Below are 21,281 nucleotides of genomic sequence, written 5' to 3'. Positions count from 1 at the left end.
CATAAATTTATTTAACCATATTCCCTTCGCCGGCATTACCCGGGGCAGGTTCAATGGGTATGATCTCAGCCCGTTTTTCAATTAAAAAAAATTGTTGGGCACCCCCCTCTCAATTATACCGCAAAATTATTTTATTTATTGGATATAAAAAGCTTTTTAATATTTTTATCATAACACTTTTGAATTTTCTATATTTGCAAAAATTATATTTGTGAAACTTATAATTATCAACGGACCCAATCTAAACCTTCTCGGAACACGCGAAAAACAGGTTTACGGTGAAATTTCATTTGATGAATATTTTATTATGCTTAAAAATATTTTTCCTGAAATTGAATTGGAATATTATCAAAGCAATGTGGAAGGAGAAATCATCAATAAGATCCATGAAACCGGTTTCACTTACAATGGAATAATTTTAAATGCCGGTGGATATACACATACATCCATTGCTATTGCCGATGCTATTGCTGCGATAAAAGCTCCGGTTATTGAAGTTCACATTTCAAATATTTTTGCCCGCGAAGAATATCGCCATGTTTCGCTCATAGCGCCAAAATGCAAAGGAAGCATTTCCGGCTTTGGCCTTGATTCATACCGACTGGCAATTGAATCGTTCAATAAGAAATAACCATTGAACAGTTAAACAATTTAACAGTTGAACAATCGAACAATCAAATATGAACATTGAAAATTCTTAGTAAAACTTAGTTTCTTTGAACCTTCGTGGCAAAAAAATTAAATTCGTTTATTTAGGAAATATTATCTTTATTATGGGACGCGGACAAACACGGATGTTACGGATTTGTACGGATAATTATAAATTAAAAAATTCCGTCAACGATCAACTGTCTTCAGTCAGCAATATGTAATTTGCAAATATTTTAGGAACTAATGACTTCGCTGCAAGCGAATAATAACAATTAATGACTACGAATGACAATTAATGGCTATGAATGACTATAAAAGACTCCGCCGCACTTTACAGTAGTTTAAATAGAAAACCAATCGGAATCCAGTTGCTTAAAAGATTTTTTCTTCTTTACGTAATGCTCAAATACGATCGATTTTCTGTACACGCAAGAAACATCAATATGCTTCAATGTTTTTCTTTTCCTGACATGTTTTCCTATTGCAGAGTAAAATGCGAAATGTGCATGAATAACAGCAAAGAAATCCTTAACATGCCCTTCCGATAAAAATTTGAAAGCTGCTGCTGTATCTAGGAATAGTCTTACAAATATTACAGGGAATATTCTTTCTCGTGGAAGATTCTTGTAAAGCAGAATAAAATTATTCCTGAAATTTAAAAAAGTTTTTTTAGGATTTTTCTTCGGTAAAGTTCCGCCGCCAATATGGTATATTACTGATGCAGGACAATACATCACCCTGTATCCATTATTTTTCAGTCGCCAGCAAAAATCAATTTCTTCCATGTGTGCAAAAAAATCATCATCCAGTCCACCCACCTTATTGAAGACCGATGCTCTTACAAACATACATGCACCCGTAGCCCAGAATATCTCAGAAATATCATCATATTGATGTTCGTCTTTTTCCAGGTTTTGAAAAATTCGTCCGCGGCAAAACGGGTAACCTAATTTATCAATAAAGCCGCCGGCAGCACCTGCATATTCAAATTCATCCTTATTTTCATATGAAAGAAGTTTAGGCTGGCAGGCTCCTATCGTTTTATCGGAATCCATTAACTCAATCACAGGCTCAATCCACTTCTCGGTAACTTCTATATCAGAATTCAATAAAACATAATATTCCGCATCAATTTGTTTAAGGGCATCATTATATCCTTTAGCAAACCCATAATTCTTATTATTTTTTATAATACGGATCGTGGGATAATTTTCTTCTAAATAACTTACCGAATCATCATGTGAAGCATTATCGGCAATAATTATTTCAGAATTGGGAGTATTATATTTAATAAGAAATGGAAGAAACTTTTCAAGAAAATGTTTCCCATTCCAGTTTAATATTACAATAGCAACTTTTAATTGTGGCATTCGGTAATTTCTAAAATGCAAATTAAAACATTTTTTTGCTTAATAAAAAGTTCATTATAAATTTGTATTATCATGATGACACTTATAAACATTTTTTCAAAACTTCTTTTTTTAGTTTTTATTTTCACTTTTGGAAATAAATGTTACTCACAAAATATACAATATGATATAACTTTAATAAAAAATAAGTATAACACCTCTGATTCATCTGATGATTATTACAGAAATAGTTTTGTTAACAATACAGAAACTCTTAAATTTAAACATAAAAATTTCATATCGAGATATAATCCTTTCAGTTTAAGTGCTACTGCAATGATGTTTTTATACCAGCATGTTATTTCGCCGCAATTCTCAAGGCTTTGTCTTTATGAGCGTACCTGTTCGAATTTCAGTAAAACGGCAATAAAGGAATTCGGTCTCGTTAAAGGCATATTTCTTTCAGCAGACAGGATTATGCGTTGCAATATTTCAGCAATTCAAGATATTCACATCGACCATTTCGATTCCGAAGGATACGCCATTGATGAGCCAGCAAACTATCACTTCCGAAAAAAATGAAACGATTTATTTTTATTTTTTTATTTTTTATTTCGTTCCATTTAATATTAAATGCACAGAAAAGAATATCGTTTCAAGAACAAATTATTTTCTCCAATTATCTTGTTAAAATGCAACTTTGGGATGATATAAAAACATTTTTAAAAATAAAATTAAACGACACTACTTTATCAAAAGCGCAGAAAGATTCAATTCAATACATTGTTGGACAAGTGTATTATAAAACAGAAAATTTCGATACGGCATTTTTTTATTTTAAACTTATTGATAACAGCTCAGCATGTTATAACAATGCAATGTTGTATGCCGCATTTTGTCTTGCAGAAGTTCACAGGTACGATGAATGCGTAAAATTATTTTCATCAATTCCCCCTTCCGAAAACTTCAGCAGCGAATTCATTAATTTAGAAAGATCAGGAGCCATGCTCCTATCACGCGACACTTCAGGGTTTTCATCAGTTTCTGAAAATTTCACTTACAACGATAAAAACCTCCTTCAACAGGAAAAAAATTTAATATAACTTTCGAATGATTTTAAGAATAGAAAGAAAAAATCCGGATTGCTTGCAGGCTGCATGTCTGCAGTTATTCCCGGGTTAGGAAAAATATACGCCGGCAAACCTTACCAGGGACTCTCAAGTATGATTCCTGTTACTTTATTAGGAATTCAGGCATACGAAGCGTATCGGAAAACGGATATAAAAAGCGCCCGCTTTATTTTTTCGGCAGGATTATTCTCAATTTTTTATATAGGAAATATTTGGGGAAGTGTTTTAAGTGTTTCGGTTAAAAGAACAGAATTTAATAATGAAATTGATAATCAGATATTGCTTAATATGCGTATTCCTTTGCAAAGGATTTCAGGCAAAAACTGAAATACCTTTAGGTATAGCGTATGCCGACAGCATTTTTAATGCCGGTAATTACGCTATTGCTGCAATGGAATACGAAAAAATATTTTTCTTTTCAGAAAATTCTGAAGAGAGATCAATCGCACTTTTAAAAAAATCATATTGTTATAAAAGCCTTTCCAGGTTTGATAAAGCAACAGCAACATTAAACCGGATTGATATTGGTAGACTTCCCGATTCTGTTCAGTTTTCTGTACGATATGAAAAGGCCATCAATTCATTTTTATCAGACAACTATACTGATGCTGAAAATTATCTCGCCGAAATAAACTATTATACTCCCGACTCCTCACTTAAAGCAGAATGCCTGTTCCTCGAAATACTTACAAAAAACGAATTACAAAAATGGAATGAAGCTGATTCTTTAATTTATCTTTATTTATCAACCAATAATATAAAAATAGATTCTTCTGAATTAAAATCATTATTAAAAAAACCTAAGTTGCGAAACCCTAACACCGCAAAATTCATTTCATATATTATTCCCGGAAGCGGACAAATAGCGTCAGGACATGTTTTCAAAGGATTATCAAGTTTGATATTTTTTAGCAGCTCTGCCATGTTCACAGTCCTGAGTATTGAAAGCGGGTTTTATATATCAGGACTTACTACAGGATTGGTCATCTCCGATATGTTTTATTTTGGAGGTGCACGACATGCATCTTTTCTTGTCAACAAAAAAAATACGACAAAGAAAAATGCTTACAATAAGCAGATCCGCAACTTTCTTTTAAAGACAGAAAGCAATATGAATCAATGAGGATGATTATAGTAATCATCTGCTTTTCCACCAAAGTAATCATAACCCTTTGTTTTATCAGGATCATGTGTTGGTGTGTCCCTTTTATTTAGCTGCATTTGCCATGAAGGATTATAATATTCGCCATTTGCATTTGAATGAATAAGCTCATAATCATTGGTTACAAGGTCGGGTAAATAAAATACGAACTTTCTGTCTTTTTGGTTGGCAAGAGAATAATAATGCCATATTTCATAAGGATATGCACTGGGATCGGAAGAAACCGATGTGATATTATTTGGCGCTCCATATTGCAGATAAACACGTCCGCGATCGGTTTCATAACCTCTTTTTATAAAAGTACTATAACTTTTATTTACCTTTTTCACTTCTGCTAAATATTCTTTCCATGCTTTTTCAGGATCAATGGCATTCCTGTTTATCCAGAAATTAAGGAAGTACTGCTTTAATGTTTTAGTATCCGATAGCTTAATATTATTTTCGGCAAATGTTTTTTCAATTTGTGTTGAAATAGGATAAGTTGATTTGATATAATCTTTAAGTGTATCAATATTTGTAATATTATCCACAAATGTATTGGTAATGTCAACAGCAGCCAGGTCCTGTAGTTTCAACTGAGCATCTGGATTATTTCGCTGGAAGAACATTTTATTCGAAGCAAGGCTTTTGTTATCCTTATCTTTTACTTCAATTACAAGATTGTAATTTCCTGTTGGGAGATTTAAAATATCGAATTCATTAAAAACTACAATAACATTTTTAGGACTTTCTTTTTTAAATTTATAATAATCCGAAATTGTTTTTCCGGTTTCATATGCCTCAATATAATAATATACAAGGAATTTTTCATCTGCTTTTAAAATGGTATCCGTGTTATAAACTTCGGCATAAAATGTTATTTTGTTAATCAATTTCGGATAATAATTTATTGTAAAAGGAATTAAATCATAACCGTTTTTCGTAAGGATGCTCTTGGTTTCAGCAGCAGCTTTATATGATTCAACCAATTCAATTCCTGAAACATTAATTTTTGCACGAGGATAACTTATCGACAAAGATTCTGTTGTTGAATAAGGCCTTGCATTTGCTTTATTTTTATCAAGAATCTGAATCTCTACTTCGTAGTCACCATCTGGAAGCGGGAATCGTTGCTGGTCCATAAAAGTAAAATCAACTTTTGAAGTATCATCTATTTCAGGGCTGAGCAAATCAGTTTTTTTAAAATCTTTTAATACATCATTTTGCCTGAATACCATTGAAATCTGTACTGTTGCCTGAAATTTTCCGTTTGTATTTTGAATGAATTTTACAGTACTACCCAGAACAGATAAATAAGTTTCAATATAGGAACCATCTGTAGGGGAATGAAAAGTAGCATACGATAAATATGCCTGTATGTTTTTTGCATTAAGCTGTAATGCAAATATAATCAGTAAAAGAATAGTGTAGGTTTTTTTCATAACATTTGATTTATTACAAAGATAATGAATAATAATTATTTATTTTTTTTAACTTAGGCTATTCAAAAAGGAAAATCAATTATATATTTACAATATTATGATAAAACAATTCATAAATCCATAATGTATAAGTTAAAGGTCGTTCTTACAAAGTTTACGGTAATAATTAGCAAGACAACGGAATTTATATTTAAAATTACGACATATTAAATAATTAAATATCATTATCTTATATCATAAACTAAAAAAAATAAATAAAAAAACACTTGACATTAGAAATATTATTTATATATTTGCGTATTATAATACCTATTTACATATATGAGTAAAATAATACATATTTCTGATGCTGCTTCAATTGCAATTCACAGCCTTTCTATAATTGCCAGCTCGAAAAATCAAATTAATATTTCACAAATAGCCGAAATGACGGGTTTTTCCAAAAACCACCTTTACAAGATAATGCAAATTTTAGTAAAAAATAATTATATAAAATCAGCCCGGGGACCAAAAGGAGGTTTTGTTATTAATGGAGACAGTAAAAAAATAAACTTACTGGAAATTTATGAATTAATTGAAGGACGTGTTGTTGAATGTAATTGTACATCACAAAAAGGAAAATGTATTTTTAAAAAATGTATTTTCGGTGGGGTTCCCGAAAAGCTTTCCAAAGAGTTTAAAAATTACTTACAAAAAACTTTTTTATTAAATGTTGCACCTTTAAACATATGATCATGAAACGAAAAATTGTACATATAAACGAAGATTTATGTAATGGCTGTGGGTTATGTATTCCAAACTGCCAGGAAGGTGCATTACAAATTATTGATGGAAAAGCACGACTGATTAGTGATTTGTTTTGTGATGGCTTAGGTGCATGCCTTGGTCATTGTCCTGAAGGTGCTATTACTATTGAAGAGAGAGAAGCAGAACCTTACAATGAGAAAAAAGTAATGGATATTATTTCAAAACAAGGAGAAAATACAATTATTGCGCACCTCAGTCATTTAAAAGAACACAATGAAACAGAATACTACAATCAGGCTATAAATTATCTCAAAGAAAAAAATATTAAAATAACATTAAATATGAATAACATGGAAAAACATTCGTCGCATTGCGGTTGTCCGGGAGCAAAGGAAGTCGACATGCGTGAAGAAAATCAAAAAGAAACAAATTCGTTCGATGAAAAAATTCAATCACAACTCAGGCAATGGCCTGTACAGATGCACCTCATTAGTCCTAATGCAACATATTTTAAATATGCGGATGTGCTATTAGCAGCCGATTGTACTGCTTTTGCGATGGGAGGTTTTCATAATGAACTGATGAAAGGGAAAGCTATAGCTATTGCCTGCCCTAAACTTGATTCAGATACAGAAGAGTATATTGAAAAAATAAAAGCAATGATAGATGATGCAAAAATTAATACTTTAACTGTAGCAATAATGGAAGTACCCTGCTGTGGGGGATTACTGAAAATAGCACAAATGGCAGTTGAAAAAGCATCACGTAAAGTACCCATAAAACTAATAATTGTTAATATTAAAGGTGAAGTAGATAAAGAAATGTGGGTATAACATTAAATTAAGATTAAATTCAGATTAATTGTGATAATTTATAATTCAAAAGAAAAAATTTTTAAATATTTTTACTAAAAAAAGGAGAAAATAATATGAGTATGTTTTGTTATCAGTGCCAGGAAACAGCCAAGGGAGTTGGTTGTACCATTAAAGGTGTTTGCGGGAAAAACGATGACGTTGCTAACATGCAAGACCTTCTGATATTCGTATTGAAAGGAATTTCGATATACAGTGCTGAAGCAAGAAAAAAAGGGATAGAAAATGAAGAAGTGAATAAATTCATTTTCGACAGCCTGTTTGCAACAATTACCAATGCCAACTTCGATAAAAAGGTTTTTATTGAAAAAGTTCATAAAGGGTTAAAGTTAAGAGAAGAAATTAAAAATGATTTACAAAAAGCAGGCGGAAAAATTGAAGGTCCATTACACGAATCGGCTACATGGTATTCTGATGATGAAAAAGTATTTGAAGAAAAAGCAAAAACAGTAGGCACTTTATCTATCGCCAATGAAGATATTCGTTCGCTAAAACATCTTGTGTTGTTTGGTATTAAAGGAATAGCAGCATATGCAGAACATGCATTTAATTTGGGACATGAAGATAAAAGTATCTGGGAATTCATGCAACGCGGACTGGTTGCTACAACCAATGATTCTTTAACCAAAGATGATTTAATAAAATTAGTAATGGAAACCGGCGCTAATGGTGTAAAAGTTATGGCGCTTCTTGATAAGGCTAACACTTCTGCTTATGGAAACCCGGAACTGACAAAAGTAAATATAGGTGTTCGTAATAAACCGGCAATACTAATTTCCGGACACGACCTAAAAGACATGGAAGAACTTTTAAAGCAAACGGAAGGTACAGGTGTTGATGTTTATTCTCACAGTGAAATGTTACCGGCTCACTACTACCCAGCTTTCAAAAAGTACGAACATTTTGTAGGCAACTACGGAAATGCATGGTGGAAGCAACGCGAAGAATTTGAAACCTTCAACGGTCCAATTCTTTTTACAACCAATTGCTTGGTTCCTCCTCATATAAATGCAGGTTACAAGGATAAGGTATTTACAACAGGTGCTGTTGGTTTTGAAGGAATAAAACATATTCCGGAAAGAACAAAAGACGGACAAAAAGATTTTTCAGAAATTATTGAACTGGCAAAAAAATGTAACCCGCCACAGGAAATTGAAAAAGGTGAAATCATAGGTGGTTTCGCACACGCACAGGTTTTTGCTCTTGCCGATAAGGTTGTAGAAGCTGTAAAATCGGGCGCTATAAAAAAATTCTTTGTAATGGCAGGTTGTGATGGAAGAATGAAAGACCGCGATTATTATACAAAGTTTGCTGAAGCACTTCCAAAAGATACTGTAATTCTCACAGCAGGCTGTGCAAAATATCGTTATAATAAATTACCTTTGGGGGACATTGACGGAATTCCAAGAGTGTTAGATGCCGGTCAGTGTAACGATTCATATTCACTTGCTGTTATTGCGATGAAGCTGAAAGAAGTTTTCCAACTGAATGATATCAATGATTTGCCAATTGCATATAACATTGCATGGTATGAACAGAAAGCCGTAATTGTATTGTTAGCATTGTTATACTTAGGAGTTAAGAACATTCACCTTGGTCCAACATTACCGGGTTTTCTGTCACCAAATGTTGCAAAAATCATTGTTGAAACATTTGGAATAGCCCCGATAACTAGTGTTGAAGATGATTTAAAAATATTTTTGAGTTAAAAAATCACGCAAAGACGCTGAGACGCAAAAAAAAATGATTTATTACTTTTGCGTCTTAGCGTTAAATAAAAATTAAAAAAATGGAAACAAATATTTTTGAAGAAGCTACAATACTTGATTTTACTGAATTAGTAGAATATTCTGCCAATGGTATTGTAAGTAAAAGAGTACTGGAAAAGAAAGCAGGCAATGTAACTCTATTTGCCTTTGACAAAGACCAGAAACTTAGCGAGCACACCGCTCCTTTCGATGCAATGGTGCAGATTATAGAAGGGAAAGGTGAAATAATAATTAATGGAAAATCGTTTTTCCTTGAAAAAGGCAAAAGCATTATAATGCCTGCAAATGTTCCTCATGCGGTGAATGCTGTGGAAAAATTCAAAATGCTTTTAACAATGATCAAAGAAATTGCATGAGTATTGAAATTGAAAAACGAACAATAAAAGCCATGATAGAAATTTATTGCAAAAAAAATCATGGCACTCCTGCATTATGTGATATGTGCATAGATTTACTAACCTACGCCAACAAACGTCTTGATTTTTGCGCTTTCGGTGATTATAAACCTTCATGTAAAAAATGTAAAGCAAATTGCTATTCAGAAAAGAAACGTGAGAAAATAAAAGAAGTGATGCGTTTCTCGGGAAAAAGAATATTGTTAAAGAATCCTTGCTTGTCAATAAAACATCTCATCCGGTTTTAATAAATGTAAGGTATAGTTTTCTTTTTGTAATCGATATATTCAATATTAAAATTATTCCAAATCATTTTGTTTTATTTTCTTCTGATTTTTTAAATATTAAAATATATGATTCAGAACCCGGTTTATAACTATATGCTTCTTCGTTCCATTTATAAACAGTTGCATTGGAATAAATATCGGCAATACCGGCAATCATATATTTATTTTTTTGCAGATAAGGATCAATCCAGTTAAAAATAAATTTTTCCGAACCCGGCTGTACCAGCCATGATGTAGGCACATTGACAACAACAAAAAATTTCGGTTTTGCTTTCTCAATCTCGTTAATCATTTCTTTCTGCATCTTTAAACTGTTTTCATGAACTTCCATCAATCCATAAGTATAAATATAACCCGTTGCGGAATGTCGGTTTGCATAAAAACAAATTTGCGGCTCGGAGCCTAACACAGCTACTTTATCCGAATCATCGGAATTTGCTTTTATATATTTTGCAATGGTTAACGATTGCGTGAATGGATTAGAACCATATATGCTATCACAAATTGCATTCGGTTTCATTTTAAATAAATAATTTTTTTGCGAACTTATCCCAACGATAAAGGGAAGCACAAACAAAATAAAACTTACTATTTTTAATGCATTGTATTTTTTATCTTTCAAAGACAACTCATATAAATAACTTATAAAAATTCCGAACAATATTGAAATTGCCGGTAACACTGTTATAAAGTAATGCTGACGATAATAAAATCCAGGACATACACTTAAACACGAAAAAATAAGGAACAAAATAATAAACGTGAGTTTAAAATTCTTCTTAAGCAATGGATGAAAAAACATTGTAATTAAACCCAGCCCGGAAATTATCCATATAAAATAAAAATCACCTGCCAGTGGGAAAAAACTATAATTGAATAAAATCATAGCATCATTAAATTTCACAGCCGTTTCGTATGATTGAGCATATACAATTGTCCAGAACCAGAATTTATCAAACACTCCGTACATCTTTAAAACTATAAAAGTCAATACAACCGGAATAATTCCACCTAATGCGAAAATTAAAAATCTTTTAACATTAATGAGTATTGCATCTTTTCGCTGAATATAAAAATTAATGAGCATTATAAGTGCGCCGAAAACGCAAAATAAAATACCCTGTTGTTTCATTATTGGCGCAAGACTCAGGAATATTCCCGATAAAAAATAATGAATCATTTTATTTTCTTTAAGTGCTTTATAAAGAAACAATGTTCCTGCAAGTGCAGGTACAATTACAAAATGCGTAGCATGTCCGGCAAACCCTAAAATATTCATCCCTAATGATAAAAATGCAAATGCTGTTGCAGAGACAAGAGCCGCATATTCATTTATAAGTTTCTTCACTAAAAAGAAAATCAAAAATATTGAAGTCAGATTCATAATCAATAATCCTGCATGAACACCTTTTATTGTCTGTCCGAAAATCGACATAAAAAATGCATACATATAATATGTTCCGGGGAACTTCATGTTGTAAGCTATCTCGTAAGGAGGGATTCCCTGAAGAATCAACTGCCCTATATATGCATATTCGCCTTCATCACGCTCCAATGGAATACTCAATAAACGTAAGCGTAAAACAGTTATGAGCAGCATTACCAGTGCCAGTATAATTAAAAAGGTATAATTTTTCTTATTTGCTTTTACAGTTTTTGCTGTTGCTTTTGGTTTCGATTTATTTTGCATTCGCTTACAATTTTATCAATCAAATATTTTTTTGAAGTGTTTCAAAAATACTAAAAAATATTTCAACTGATAAATATTTACTTTGAGGATTAATTCATTAAACCGTCAATAGATATTTTCGTATATTTACAACTTTCATTTTGCTTTCAAATGAAGAATTATATAAAAATAATCTTATTCATTTTCTGTATCATATCACTATTTTCCTGCCGGAAGAATATTGGCAAAGCGAGCTGGGATATTGATGCAGACACTCCTCTGTTCAATTCATCATTAACAGTTAACAATATTCTTGCGGATTCCCTAATACAGGTAAATGCAGATTCATCATTAAAAATAGTATATAACAATACGCTTTACAGTTTTTCTACTGATTCACTGGTAGACTTTCCCGACACGATAAAACAAACTATTTTTCATATCCCATTTACTGTAACAGCACAACCCGGACAACAAATACTGAATACTACCGATAATAAAAATCTTGACCTTAATGGAGCTGTTGTAACTAAATTGATCGTAAAATCAGGGTTTATAAGCTTTAAATTTAAAAATACCATTAAAGAAAAAATCCTTTACAAGTATCGTATCCCCTGCGCTACAAAAAACGGGATTCCCTTTGAAATAAACGAAATGGTTCCTGCAGCATCCCTTAGTGAACCTGTTATTTTTTCGAAGCAGACAGATATTTCAGGTTATAGTATTGACCTTACCGGTGTGAATGGCACAAGTTATAATGTGCTCACTTCAATCACACAGGCAAGTGTTGATGTTAATGGTCATCCTGTTGAAATCACTCCAAATGACGGTTTCGAGATCCTTGTTAATTTTGATGAACTTACTATTGGTTATGCAAAAGGTTTCTTCGGAACACATTTAATTAAAAGCGGACAGCAAACATCCAACTTTGACCTGTTCAATAAAATTACAGAAGGCACGATTTCACTGGAAGATATTCACATGGCGCTTTCAATTACTAACGGACTTGGAGTTGATGCAAGCGCCATTATTCATGAAATAAAATCTATAAACAGCCATACTGGAAATACCGTTTCACTAAACAGTCCGATAATTGAATCGGTAATAAATATCAACCGTGCACAGGAAACATATAATCCTGCATCACCTGCAAATTCTTCTGTTTACGAATTCAATCTCGACAATTCCAACATAAAGCAACTTGTTGAAAACCTTCCTGACAAACTGGAATATTCATTGGATGTTACAACGGATCCACTTGGGAATGTGTCATGCGGAAATGATTTCATTTATAACCCTTATGGTTTTAAAGCAGCGTTGGATCTTGAAATTCCTTTATCGCTCATTGCAACAAATCTTACACTTACCGATACCATTGATTTTAGTCTTAATGAACCGGAAGGATATTCCGTGAACAGTGGCATACTTACACTTATTGCCAATAATGGTTTTCCTTTCGATGCAACGACTCAACTGTTTTTACTTGATGAAAAGAATATGATTACTGACTCGCTGATAACATTGAATAACACAATATATTCACCGCCCCTTGATGCGCAAAATAAAGCTATCGGGAAAAAGAAATCATATATTAAAGTTCCTGTAAGCGGCAATAAACTTGAGCATTTATATAATACCCATAAAATAATTATTGTAGTTCGATTCAACACAGCACAACAGGGAAGCTATATAAAAATATACAGCGATTATGTTATTGATTTGATTCTTACAGGTGATTTTAATCTGACAGTTAACGAAAATTGAAACAAATTTTATTCATATTAATACTGGTTACTGCTACGTGCAAACTTAATGCACAGTTTGACAACAATGTATTTCCGCAATCAAATTATAAATCATGTGTAGAAGCAAATTCAAATATTGATTTTGTTTCATCCTCCATCAGCAACCAGTTCATGAATACTTTTCTATGGAAAGACCATATTGACAGTACTACCAAACAATGGATGTACAACGCTCTTAAAAAAAATAATGTTACCGGTTTTGATTTCGATAATACCATTTCGTGTATCACATTTCCCGATACATTCGTTGGAGTATCTGATATTGGAGTGTTTGCTTCATTCGGAAAACATTATCATGCAGATATAAATATGACAGATGATGCATTAAGACTTTTTTTTGGTGGCAACAAACAATTTAAAGGCGCTACGGCCGACATTGCACAATCATCGTTAAACCTGGTAAGTTATCAGCAACTGATGTTCGGCATATTAACTAAATTCGGTCAAGGCAGCACTCATCATAAATTTGGTGTAGGCATCAGTATAAATCAAGGGATCAAAAATATTTTTATGAATATTGAACGAGGCAGCCTTTATACTGCACCTGAAGCTGAATATATTGATTTTTCAGCAGAATATGAATATTATCAAAGCGACACATCAAACAACTGGAATATAAAAGGCATGGGGACTTCGCTCTATTTCTATTACACATTTCAAACCAAAGAAAATGACCGTTTTAATTTTCAGATTTCCAACCTCGGTTTTATCCATTGGAACAAAAATTCCCGGAAATTCGCCAATGATACCACGATTCATTTTGAAGGAGCTACCATTACCGACCCTCTGAATATTGAAGAAAATATTTTTGAGAATGCAAATGTGGACAGCATCAAGAATTCATTTTTATATTACAATGAAAAGGAATCCTATTATATGATGCTTCCTGCTTTGGTAAGGATTTCATATCTCCATAATTTTTCCGATAAATTCAGCATGGAACTTTCTGCAACTAAAAAGTTTTATTGTCATTACCAACCATTCCTTCTTTCTAAAGCACAATATTATTACAACAAAAATAATATGCTGTCATTAAACCTTAGCTACGGAGGTTATGCGCTGAATCGTTCATATGTTACTCATAATATTAATACAGGAATTGAATATGTTCATCAATTCAAAAATAATTGTTCTGTGCAGTTAGGTTCGAATTATATAAATGGACTTATTTACGCGAACTCTCAAACCGTTCAAGGAGTTTACGTATCATTAAAAAAATATTTTTTCTGATGAAGTTTTTATTTTCAATATGTGTCCTATGTTTGTTCTTTGCAGGAAATGCTATTTCACAGGATTCGGTATTCATCAGGTCATATGGATTAACAGGATATAATTACGGTGAAAAAATTATACAGGATGCAGACACAGGTTTCTTAATACTTGGAAACAAAAGTGGTTTTGTCGGCAACACCGACGTATACCTTGTAAAAACCAACAAATACGGCAATCTGGTTTGGGATAAAGCATTTGGAAGTGATGAAATAAATTGGGCCGACGATTTTATTTTCACATCAGAAAATAAATATGTAATTGCCGGCTACTTGAGTATCCCTGCAAATAATAACGATTACAACTTTATGTTGATTAATGCCGATGCTGATGGAAATATGCTATGGATGAAAAACTATGGTGGAAATAATTGGGACATTGCACACAGTATTATTGAAACAACAGACGGAGGCTTTATTATTGTTGGCGAAACATACAGTTTTGGCAAAGGTAATAATGATGTATATATTTTAAAAACTAATAAAGATGGAGATTCACTTTGGTCAAAGACATACGGCGGCATTAATAATGATGTTGCTTATGATATCAATAAGTGCCATGATGGAAATTATATCATTACAGGATATACCAACAGTTTTGGCAAAGGGGAATATGATGCATACTTATTAAAAATTAATTCTTCGGGCGATACATTATGGACAAAGACATATGGTGATTTACTCGACGATAAAGCATATGCAGGGATTGAAACGAAAGATCATGGAATCATTTTCGCAGGTTCTACAAAAAATTATAATGTTCAGAATCAAGATGGGATTATTTTAAAAGTTGATTCACTCGGGAATTATCTTTGGAAACAATTAATAAATGGGCAGGAAAATGAAGACTTAAGTGATATTATACAAGACAAACATGAAAATTTCTTTTTTGTTGGATATACTGAGAGCTATGGATATGTAGGTTCAAAAGATTTTTCAATTAGTTATAGAGACAAGGATGGGAACTTTATTACAGGAATTACATACGGCGGCGAAAAACAAGATTATGCCAATGCATGCATAAATACAAATACTGGCGGTTATGCAATTGTCGGAACAACCGAAAGCATGGGCCCGGGCATATCAAATATTCTGGTGATAAAAATGGATAGCTTATTACATACCAATTCTACAAATTATATTCATGTTTTGGATATTTCTGAACAAGAAAAAAATGATATTATTATATACCCTAATCCTGTTTCGGAATATTTATTTATCAACATTTCAGAAACAAATACATTAAAGAATATTTCAATATACAATATTACAGGAAATATAATCTTTCAAAAAGAAATAGATAATTATAACAATTTATCAATTGGTTTTAAAGAAATCCCTGAAGGTGTTTACATCATTAGACTTCAATATAAAGACAGGATTATTACACAAAAAATAATTCATACGAAATAAATTATATAATGAGTTCATTTATGAATGAAAAGAATAGTACATCATTATTTTACAAACGTTATTCTGTCTTAATTATATGTTTCATTCTTTTTTGTTTAAATTTTATTTTAAAATCCATATTCATCGATAATCGCGATATAGCTAATGATGAGCCTTTTACTATATACTGGGCACAAGCAAGTTTAAGCGATATTTTCCAAATACTTCACAATGAAAATAATCCACCTCTTCATTTTTTATTATTACATTTCTGGGTTAAAGTTTTCGGTATAAGCCCTATGTCAGTAAGGTTTCTTTCGTTATTATTTACCTCTTTAACTTCTGTTATTATATTTTTAATCGGTAAAAATTTTTATAACTTTTTTACAGGGATTTCTGCAGGATTAATATTTTCCTTCACAACAACACATTTCTTTTTTTCTCATGAAGCAAGGGTTTATCCATTATTTGCAATGCTTACAGCATTATCTTTATATTTCTTTCTAAGCATCATAAAAGAATCAAATCAAAAGAAATACTATATTTTTCTTTTCATTTCAAATATGCTTTTAATCTACTCGCATTATTTATGCTTCATAATCCCTTTCATCGAATGCCTTTCTATAATTATTATCAGGGAGAGAAATAAATTCATTAAGCCATTTTTTATTTTAATGTCATGCCTTGCAATTTCATACATCCCAATGATATTTATTTTCATTGAACGATTTTCGAATACAGCATCTAACGGGACTTGGGTACCAAAGCCCGAAATTGGCCAACTATATGGATTTTTAAATTTATTTATCAATAATAGAATCAACATGCTCATCTTGATAATTATCTTTATTACAGGAATTGCAGTTATTCTTAAACAGAAAACTTTCCAGTTGGTTATTAATAATGTATTGAATCAAAATACAATTATCATCTTTATCTGGTTCTTTATACCTTACATTTTAATGTTTCTAATTTCATTTAAATTCCCTGTATTTATTGATAGATATATACTTTTTATTTCCGTCCCGTTTTATGTATTTATTGCAATAATTACAAATATTTTATTTTATAAAAAAATCTATAAAATAATTGTATCAACTATTTTTATTGCATCACTAATTTTTACATTAAATCTAAATCCAGACAATTTCAGAAGAATGAAAGAGTTATCAGAGCTAATAAAAAAAATTAAGACCAATAATTCTTATGTTTTAATTGCTCCCGGTTATGCTGATTTAGGTTTTACATATCATTACGATTTAGAAAGTTTTAAAGATTATAAAAATTATAAAATACGTTTAAATGCACAAAACATTTATCCTGTTTATAATAAAACTGAAGCTTTAAAAATTCTAAATATTTTACCTGAAGATTGTATATATATTCAAGCAGGTTCTGAATTTCAAGATCCGGATAATAAAATATACAATTACATCGTGTCGAGGTATAAAAATGTATCTCATTATAAAGTATATCAAATTTATCAGATACATAAATTTTATAATTAAGATGATTTGAAAGTTTCATTGAAATTTATTTATTAATTTAGCATTGCTAATTCATAAAATATTTTGACATGGAACAAAACACTCCTACTGCTGCGGGGAATATGAATTTCAACGCACCAAAGCCCCCAATAAAACCTAAAACCGGTTGCCTTGGAACTACAATGATACTTTTTATTGTTGTCGTATTACTTGTAATTTTATTTATTCCAGGATGTATAAAATACAACAAGATGGTTTCAAAAGAACAAAACGTAAAAACACAATGGGCACAAGTTGAGAATAAATATCAGCGAAGAGCTGACCTTATTGAAAACCTTGTTGAAACGGTAAAAGGCTATGCTACTCACGAAAGAACAACTTTCACAGCAGTTACAGAAGCAAGAGCAAAAGCAACATCTGTAAATATCAATGCAGATAAACTTGATGATGCTTCATTAAAAGAATTCCAGAGTGCTCAGGATAATTTAAACACTTCATTAAGCAGACTACTAGTGGCTGTTGAAGCATACCCTGAATTAAAAGCCAATACAAATTTTTTGTCATTGCAAACACAGTTGGAATCTACCGAAGATTCTATTGTAGCAACAAGAGCCAAGTTCAATGAAGTAGCCAGGGATTACAACACGTACATAAAAAAATTCCCAAACAACATTGTATCCGGAATGTGCGGATTTGATGAAAAGGCTTATTTTGCTGCCGACGAAGGCGCTAAAAAAGCTCCGAAAGTAAAATTTTAAAATAACAAATAATTATAAAAAGGCTTTGAATCTCGTTTGAGAATTCAAAGCCTTTTTTTTCAAAAAATATTTTTTATGAATTCTATTCCCTTAGCTGAAAAACTTCGTCCGACAACGTTAAATGATTACATCGGACAGAAACATCTTGTTGGTGAAGATGCCATTTTACGTAAAGCTATCGAAGCAGATAATATTCCGAGTATGATTTTCTGGGGACCTCCGGGAGTCGGAAAAACAACGCTGGCATTTATAATTTCACAACAATTGAATCGTCCGTTTTACACGCTTAGCGCAGTAAATAGCGGAGTGAAAGATGTTCGTGAAGTTTTCGAGAAAGCAAAAAAAGATACAGAACATGCTGTATTATTTATTGATGAAATTCATCGCTTCAGCAAATCACAACAGGATTCGCTATTAGGTGCAGTGGAGAAAGGCATTGTTACATTAATTGGCGCAACAACCGAGAATCCTTCTTTCGAAGTCATATCGCCTCTCCTGTCACGCTGCCAGGTTTATATTTTAAAAGAACTCGAAAAAGATGATTTGCTTTTGCTTCTTGAAAAAGCTAGAATATTTTTAGAAAAAGAAATAAATAAAAAAATAGCAATTGCGGAAAACGAAGCGCTGCTAAGGATTTCAGGAGGTGATGCAAGAAAGCTTTTAAACGCAATTGAGCTTGTTGTTCAGAACAGTAAAGAAAAAAATATTGTAATCAGCGATGAAATGGTTTTAAAAATCATTCAGAAAAATATTGCATTGTATGATAAAAAAGGTGAACAGCATTACGATATTATTTCAGCCTTCATCAAATCATTGCGCGGCAGTGACCCAAATGCAGCAGTATACTATCTTGCACGAATGATTGCTGCCGGCGAGGATCCGAAATTTATTGCACGCCGTATGTTGATAATGGCTTCCGAAGATATTGGTAATGCAAATCCCAACGCACTGTTATTAGCCAATTCATGTTTCCAGGCTATTGATGTTATCGGGTATCCCGAATGCAGAATCATTTTAAGTCAGACTGCTGTATACCTTGCCACATCAGTAAAAAGCAACGCATCGTACATGGCAATTGAAAATGCATTAGCAGAAACTGAAAATTCCGGCGACCTCACTGTTCCTTTACATATACGTAATGCCCCTACAAAACTGATGAAAGAATTAGGTTATCATAAAGGATATAAATATGCTCACAGCTATGAAAATAATTTTATTGATATGGAATATCTTCCTGAAAAAATAAAAGGGAAAAAGTTTTATGAACCCGGAAAAAATTCTCGTGAAGACGAAATTCGTCAACGATTACGGGCATTGTGGGGAAAGAAATATGAGTATTAAAATTCTGAAGTGTGCCTGACAACTCGTATTAACGTGGATATTGCTCAAGTTTCCACCAAATCATTTCATCTGCTTTATTAAACAGTTTAAAATTATTTTTCACCAAAACACGATGTGAAGCTAAATTAGTTTGCTGTGTTTCTGCAATTATTGATTTTATATTAGGTTGCCTAAACGCCCAATTGGCAATGGCTTCAATAGCTTCAGTCATGTAACCTTTACCTTTGAATGCGTCATATGTTCCATACCCGATCTCTACTTCGCCCTTATCATTTGGTTCTCCTTTAAAACAAATATCTGCTACCATTTGATTCAGCACTTTGTCAATAATTATCCACAATGTGAAAAATAAATAATTTTTCTTATCATCAGCAACAGCGGGTAATATATCTTTATTCAAAGCCGCTATAAGTTCAGGCGGAATTTCTCTTTTAGCTTTAGTTAAATTAAATTGTTCTTCTAAAATATAATTTGTCTGCACATATAAATCCAGCTGTTCATAGGTTAGTGGAATAATTTTCAATCTTTTGGTTTCCAGTTCCGGGTTCATAAATTATATTTTACTATTGTTCCACATTTAAAACAAATTTTACGATGCACGCATATTGTACTACCGCATTTTTTGCAAGCCCATCGTGCATTCTCGTTTTGAATGAATTTCAGCAATCCAATTTTCTTAATATTTTCAAGGTTTTCGATCATGCTCATTTTATACTTGGTTCTGTATCTCTTGTCTAATTGCTTTAACCGAAGGCATGGATATTTCTCGCAATCGTAACAAAATTTAGATTCCGTTTTATTTAACAGTTCACAATTTTTAATGATACAACGAGCACAGGTCTTTGCTTTATAACCAATCTTGCTCCAACATCCTTTGCATACATTTTTATCACGAAGGTATGCCATGCAAATAGCACAGTTCATGCCACAGGGCGCAATTAATATTTCATTATCTATTTCCTTTTGCATTATCAAATTACAATAATTTATATCATTCCTAATCAAATGAAAGCTATATGCTACTATCTTTCAACAAATTCATTTTCAAGCAAGGTTAACACATACGCCAATCACTTACCATTTATCTCACATTAAAGTAATTTTCCAACTCAGATAAAGTGTCTATATTGGTGTTTTTATCATTTATAATTATTCCTTTTTCCAGTAATAATATTCTGCTACAAATTTCCGTTACGTGTTTTAAATCGTGACTTGATATAATCATTGTAATACCTTTATCATGTAGGCTTTTTAATTTCATTTTAAGCCATGACTGAGAACTCGGATCCAAATTAGCAAAAGGCTCATCAAGAATCAATATTTCAGGCTCAGATAGTAATGAGGCCAAAATACCTATTTTGTTTTTATTTCCTGATGAAAGTTCTCTAATATATTTTTTTGATAAAATATCATCTGTATAAAAATTTGCATTCTCGTTTAAAAAGTTATTAATATCAGAACTGTTTTTACCATGCAAACATGCGATGAACTCAAAAAATTCCATTGGAGTTAAATAAGGAATCAAGAATCTTTCGTCTAAATACGAACCCGTATAATTTTTCCAATCGTCAAATTTTGAAACCAATTTATTTTTTGATTTAACAAAACCGTTTGTTGGCTCAATCAAATCTAATATCAAACTTAACATTGTTGTTTTTCCAGCTCCATTATTACCAACAAGACCAACACATTCATGTTCATTTATACTTAGGCTATCTATTGCCAACGCTATTTTCTGCTTATAAATCTTCCTAAGATTGCTAATTTCTATCATATCA

At 32.0% G+C, this 21,281-nt stretch carries 22 protein-coding genes and 1 riboswitch; of the genes, 16 read left to right on the top strand and 6 right to left on the bottom strand.

Annotation, left to right across the window (positions count from 1 at the left end; all coding sequences use genetic code 11):
- Positions 1–4: 4 nt before the first annotated feature.
- Positions 5–116: riboswitch (TPP riboswitch) on the bottom strand.
- 95 nt (positions 117–211) lie between these two features.
- Positions 212–631, top strand: a complete 420-nt coding sequence (aroQ, locus tag PKK00_10230) for a type II 3-dehydroquinate dehydratase (protein ID HNW98773.1) — start codon at positions 212–214, stop codon at positions 629–631.
- A 361-nt stretch (positions 632–992) separates the two neighbouring features.
- Here the strand turns inward: aroQ and PKK00_10225 are convergent, their stop codons facing one another.
- Positions 993–2,021: a glycosyltransferase family 2 protein gene (locus PKK00_10225; GenBank protein ID HNW98772.1), complete on the bottom strand. Its 1,029-nt coding sequence runs from the start codon at positions 2,019–2,021 to the stop codon at positions 993–995.
- A gap of 72 nt (positions 2,022–2,093) precedes the next feature.
- Here PKK00_10225 and yidD point away from each other — a divergent pair, with 72 nt between their 5' ends.
- From yidD to PKK00_10205, 4 genes are read left to right on the top strand one after another with little or no spacing between them, the layout of a single operon-like run.
- A complete protein-coding gene (gene yidD / locus PKK00_10220) occupies positions 2,094–2,582 on the top strand; it encodes a membrane protein insertion efficiency factor YidD (GenBank protein HNW98771.1) in 489 nt (162 codons plus the stop codon).
- On the top strand, positions 2,579–3,103 hold the full coding sequence (locus PKK00_10215; GenBank protein HNW98770.1) for a hypothetical protein: 525 nt from the start codon (positions 2,579–2,581) through the stop codon (positions 3,101–3,103). The genes yidD and PKK00_10215 overlap by 4 nt, the downstream gene beginning before the upstream one ends.
- A 39-nt stretch (positions 3,104–3,142) precedes the next feature.
- Complete coding sequence (locus tag PKK00_10210) at positions 3,143–3,457, top strand: hypothetical protein (GenBank protein ID HNW98769.1); 315 nt, start codon at positions 3,143–3,145, stop codon at positions 3,455–3,457.
- The gene (locus tag PKK00_10205) at positions 3,390–4,253 is read left to right on the top strand and encodes a hypothetical protein (protein HNW98768.1); all 864 of its coding nucleotides are present in this window, start codon (positions 3,390–3,392) and stop codon (positions 4,251–4,253) included. The genes PKK00_10210 and PKK00_10205 overlap by 68 nt, the downstream gene beginning before the upstream one ends.
- On the opposite strand, the gene PKK00_10200 is transcribed toward PKK00_10205, so the two are convergent.
- Positions 4,247–5,713, bottom strand: a complete 1,467-nt coding sequence (locus PKK00_10200; protein ID HNW98767.1) for a GWxTD domain-containing protein — start codon at positions 5,711–5,713, stop codon at positions 4,247–4,249. The two genes, PKK00_10205 and PKK00_10200, sit on opposite strands and share 7 nt — an antisense overlap.
- Positions 5,714–6,034: 321 nt before the next feature.
- On the opposite strand from PKK00_10200, the gene PKK00_10195 reads away from it, so the two are divergent.
- The 5 genes from PKK00_10195 (at position 6,035) to PKK00_10175 (ending at position 9,744) form a co-directional block, all read left to right on the top strand.
- Positions 6,035–6,445 (top strand): Rrf2 family transcriptional regulator, encoded by a 411-nt coding sequence (locus PKK00_10195; protein ID HNW98766.1) that lies wholly within the window; start codon positions 6,035–6,037, stop codon positions 6,443–6,445.
- Positions 6,446–6,447: 2 nt separating this feature from the next.
- Positions 6,448–7,293, top strand: a complete 846-nt coding sequence (locus PKK00_10190) for a 4Fe-4S binding protein (GenBank protein ID HNW98765.1) — start codon at positions 6,448–6,450, stop codon at positions 7,291–7,293.
- Positions 7,294–7,394: 101 nt separating this feature from the next.
- Positions 7,395–9,041, top strand: coding sequence for a hydroxylamine reductase (gene hcp, locus PKK00_10185; GenBank protein HNW98764.1), 1,647 nt, complete (start codon positions 7,395–7,397; stop codon positions 9,039–9,041).
- An 80-nt stretch (positions 9,042–9,121) separates the two neighbouring features.
- A complete protein-coding gene (locus PKK00_10180; protein HNW98763.1) occupies positions 9,122–9,457 on the top strand; it encodes a cupin domain-containing protein in 336 nt (111 codons plus the stop codon).
- Entirely contained in the window at positions 9,454–9,744 is a 291-nt protein-coding gene (locus PKK00_10175) for a nitrous oxide-stimulated promoter family protein (protein ID HNW98762.1), read from the top strand. The genes PKK00_10180 and PKK00_10175 overlap by 4 nt, the downstream gene beginning before the upstream one ends.
- A 61-nt stretch (positions 9,745–9,805) precedes the next feature.
- On the opposite strand, the gene PKK00_10170 is transcribed toward PKK00_10175, so the two are convergent.
- Entirely contained in the window at positions 9,806–11,473 is a 1,668-nt protein-coding gene (locus tag PKK00_10170) for a glycosyltransferase family 39 protein (protein HNW98761.1), read from the bottom strand.
- A gap of 150 nt (positions 11,474–11,623) precedes the next feature.
- On the opposite strand from PKK00_10170, the gene PKK00_10165 reads away from it, so the two are divergent.
- From PKK00_10165 to PKK00_10140, 6 genes are all read left to right on the top strand, one after another.
- Positions 11,624–13,216: a hypothetical protein gene (locus PKK00_10165; GenBank protein HNW98760.1), complete on the top strand. Its 1,593-nt coding sequence runs from the start codon at positions 11,624–11,626 to the stop codon at positions 13,214–13,216.
- Positions 13,213–14,487: a DUF5723 family protein gene (locus tag PKK00_10160; GenBank protein HNW98759.1), complete on the top strand. Its 1,275-nt coding sequence runs from the start codon at positions 13,213–13,215 to the stop codon at positions 14,485–14,487. Before PKK00_10165 ends, PKK00_10160 begins: the two co-directional genes overlap by 4 nt.
- Positions 14,487–15,938, top strand: coding sequence for a T9SS type A sorting domain-containing protein (locus tag PKK00_10155; GenBank protein ID HNW98758.1), 1,452 nt, complete (start codon positions 14,487–14,489; stop codon positions 15,936–15,938). The genes PKK00_10160 and PKK00_10155 overlap by 1 nt, the downstream gene beginning before the upstream one ends.
- 20 nt (positions 15,939–15,958) lie before the next feature.
- Entirely contained in the window at positions 15,959–17,425 is a 1,467-nt protein-coding gene (locus PKK00_10150; GenBank protein HNW98757.1) for a glycosyltransferase family 39 protein, read from the top strand.
- Between the two features lie 161 nt (positions 17,426–17,586).
- On the top strand, positions 17,587–18,162 hold the full coding sequence (locus PKK00_10145) for a LemA family protein (GenBank protein ID HNW98756.1): 576 nt from the start codon (positions 17,587–17,589) through the stop codon (positions 18,160–18,162).
- A 75-nt stretch (positions 18,163–18,237) separates the two neighbouring features.
- Positions 18,238–19,503 (top strand): replication-associated recombination protein A, encoded by a 1,266-nt coding sequence (locus PKK00_10140; GenBank protein ID HNW98755.1) that lies wholly within the window; start codon positions 18,238–18,240, stop codon positions 19,501–19,503.
- Between the two features lie 28 nt (positions 19,504–19,531).
- On the opposite strand, the gene PKK00_10135 is transcribed toward PKK00_10140, so the two are convergent.
- From PKK00_10135 to PKK00_10125, 3 genes are all read right to left on the bottom strand, one after another.
- Positions 19,532–20,053, bottom strand: a complete 522-nt coding sequence (locus tag PKK00_10135) for a GNAT family N-acetyltransferase (GenBank protein ID HNW98754.1) — start codon at positions 20,051–20,053, stop codon at positions 19,532–19,534.
- Positions 20,050–20,472: a DUF3795 domain-containing protein gene (locus PKK00_10130; protein ID HNW98753.1), complete on the bottom strand. Its 423-nt coding sequence runs from the start codon at positions 20,470–20,472 to the stop codon at positions 20,050–20,052. The genes PKK00_10135 and PKK00_10130 overlap by 4 nt, the downstream gene beginning before the upstream one ends.
- Before the next feature lie 112 nt (positions 20,473–20,584).
- On the bottom strand, positions 20,585–21,277 hold the full coding sequence (locus PKK00_10125) for an ABC transporter ATP-binding protein (protein ID HNW98752.1): 693 nt from the start codon (positions 21,275–21,277) through the stop codon (positions 20,585–20,587).
- Between the last annotated feature and the right edge of the window lie 4 nt (positions 21,278–21,281).

It is taken from the genome of Bacteroidales bacterium (assembly GCA_035353855.1).
Lineage (GTDB): Bacteria > Bacteroidota > Bacteroidia > Bacteroidales > CG2-30-32-10 > DAOQAK01.
Note: the sequence above shows the minus strand (reverse complement) of the source record. Positions and strands in the feature narration are given on the sequence as shown.

Coding starts and splice junctions, on each gene's coding strand:
- PKK00_10180 (HNW98763.1), top strand. CDS start 9,122: ATGGAAACAAATATTTTTGAAGAAGCTACAATACTTGATTTTACTGAA.
- yidD (HNW98771.1), top strand. CDS start 2,094: ATGATGACACTTATAAACATTTTTTCAAAACTTCTTTTTTTAGTTTTT.
- PKK00_10200 (HNW98767.1), bottom strand. CDS start 5,713: ATGAAAAAAACCTACACTATTCTTTTACTGATTATATTTGCATTACAG.
- PKK00_10125 (HNW98752.1), bottom strand. CDS start 21,277: ATGATAGAAATTAGCAATCTTAGGAAGATTTATAAGCAGAAAATAGCG.
- PKK00_10140 (HNW98755.1), top strand. CDS start 18,238: ATGAATTCTATTCCCTTAGCTGAAAAACTTCGTCCGACAACGTTAAAT.
- PKK00_10195 (HNW98766.1), top strand. CDS start 6,035: ATGAGTAAAATAATACATATTTCTGATGCTGCTTCAATTGCAATTCAC.
- PKK00_10165 (HNW98760.1), top strand. CDS start 11,624: ATGAAGAATTATATAAAAATAATCTTATTCATTTTCTGTATCATATCA.
- PKK00_10225 (HNW98772.1), bottom strand. CDS start 2,021: ATGCCACAATTAAAAGTTGCTATTGTAATATTAAACTGGAATGGGAAA.
- PKK00_10175 (HNW98762.1), top strand. CDS start 9,454: ATGAGTATTGAAATTGAAAAACGAACAATAAAAGCCATGATAGAAATT.
- hcp (HNW98764.1), top strand. CDS start 7,395: ATGTTTTGTTATCAGTGCCAGGAAACAGCCAAGGGAGTTGGTTGTACC.
- PKK00_10170 (HNW98761.1), bottom strand. CDS start 11,473: ATGCAAAATAAATCGAAACCAAAAGCAACAGCAAAAACTGTAAAAGCA.
- PKK00_10150 (HNW98757.1), top strand. CDS start 15,959: ATGAATGAAAAGAATAGTACATCATTATTTTACAAACGTTATTCTGTC.
- PKK00_10190 (HNW98765.1), top strand. CDS start 6,448: ATGAAACGAAAAATTGTACATATAAACGAAGATTTATGTAATGGCTGT.
- PKK00_10130 (HNW98753.1), bottom strand. CDS start 20,472: ATGCAAAAGGAAATAGATAATGAAATATTAATTGCGCCCTGTGGCATG.
- PKK00_10215 (HNW98770.1), top strand. CDS start 2,579: ATGAAACGATTTATTTTTATTTTTTTATTTTTTATTTCGTTCCATTTA.
- PKK00_10205 (HNW98768.1), top strand. CDS start 3,390: ATGAAATTGATAATCAGATATTGCTTAATATGCGTATTCCTTTGCAAA.
- PKK00_10145 (HNW98756.1), top strand. CDS start 17,587: ATGATACTTTTTATTGTTGTCGTATTACTTGTAATTTTATTTATTCCA.
- PKK00_10155 (HNW98758.1), top strand. CDS start 14,487: ATGAAGTTTTTATTTTCAATATGTGTCCTATGTTTGTTCTTTGCAGGA.
- PKK00_10135 (HNW98754.1), bottom strand. CDS start 20,053: ATGAACCCGGAACTGGAAACCAAAAGATTGAAAATTATTCCACTAACC.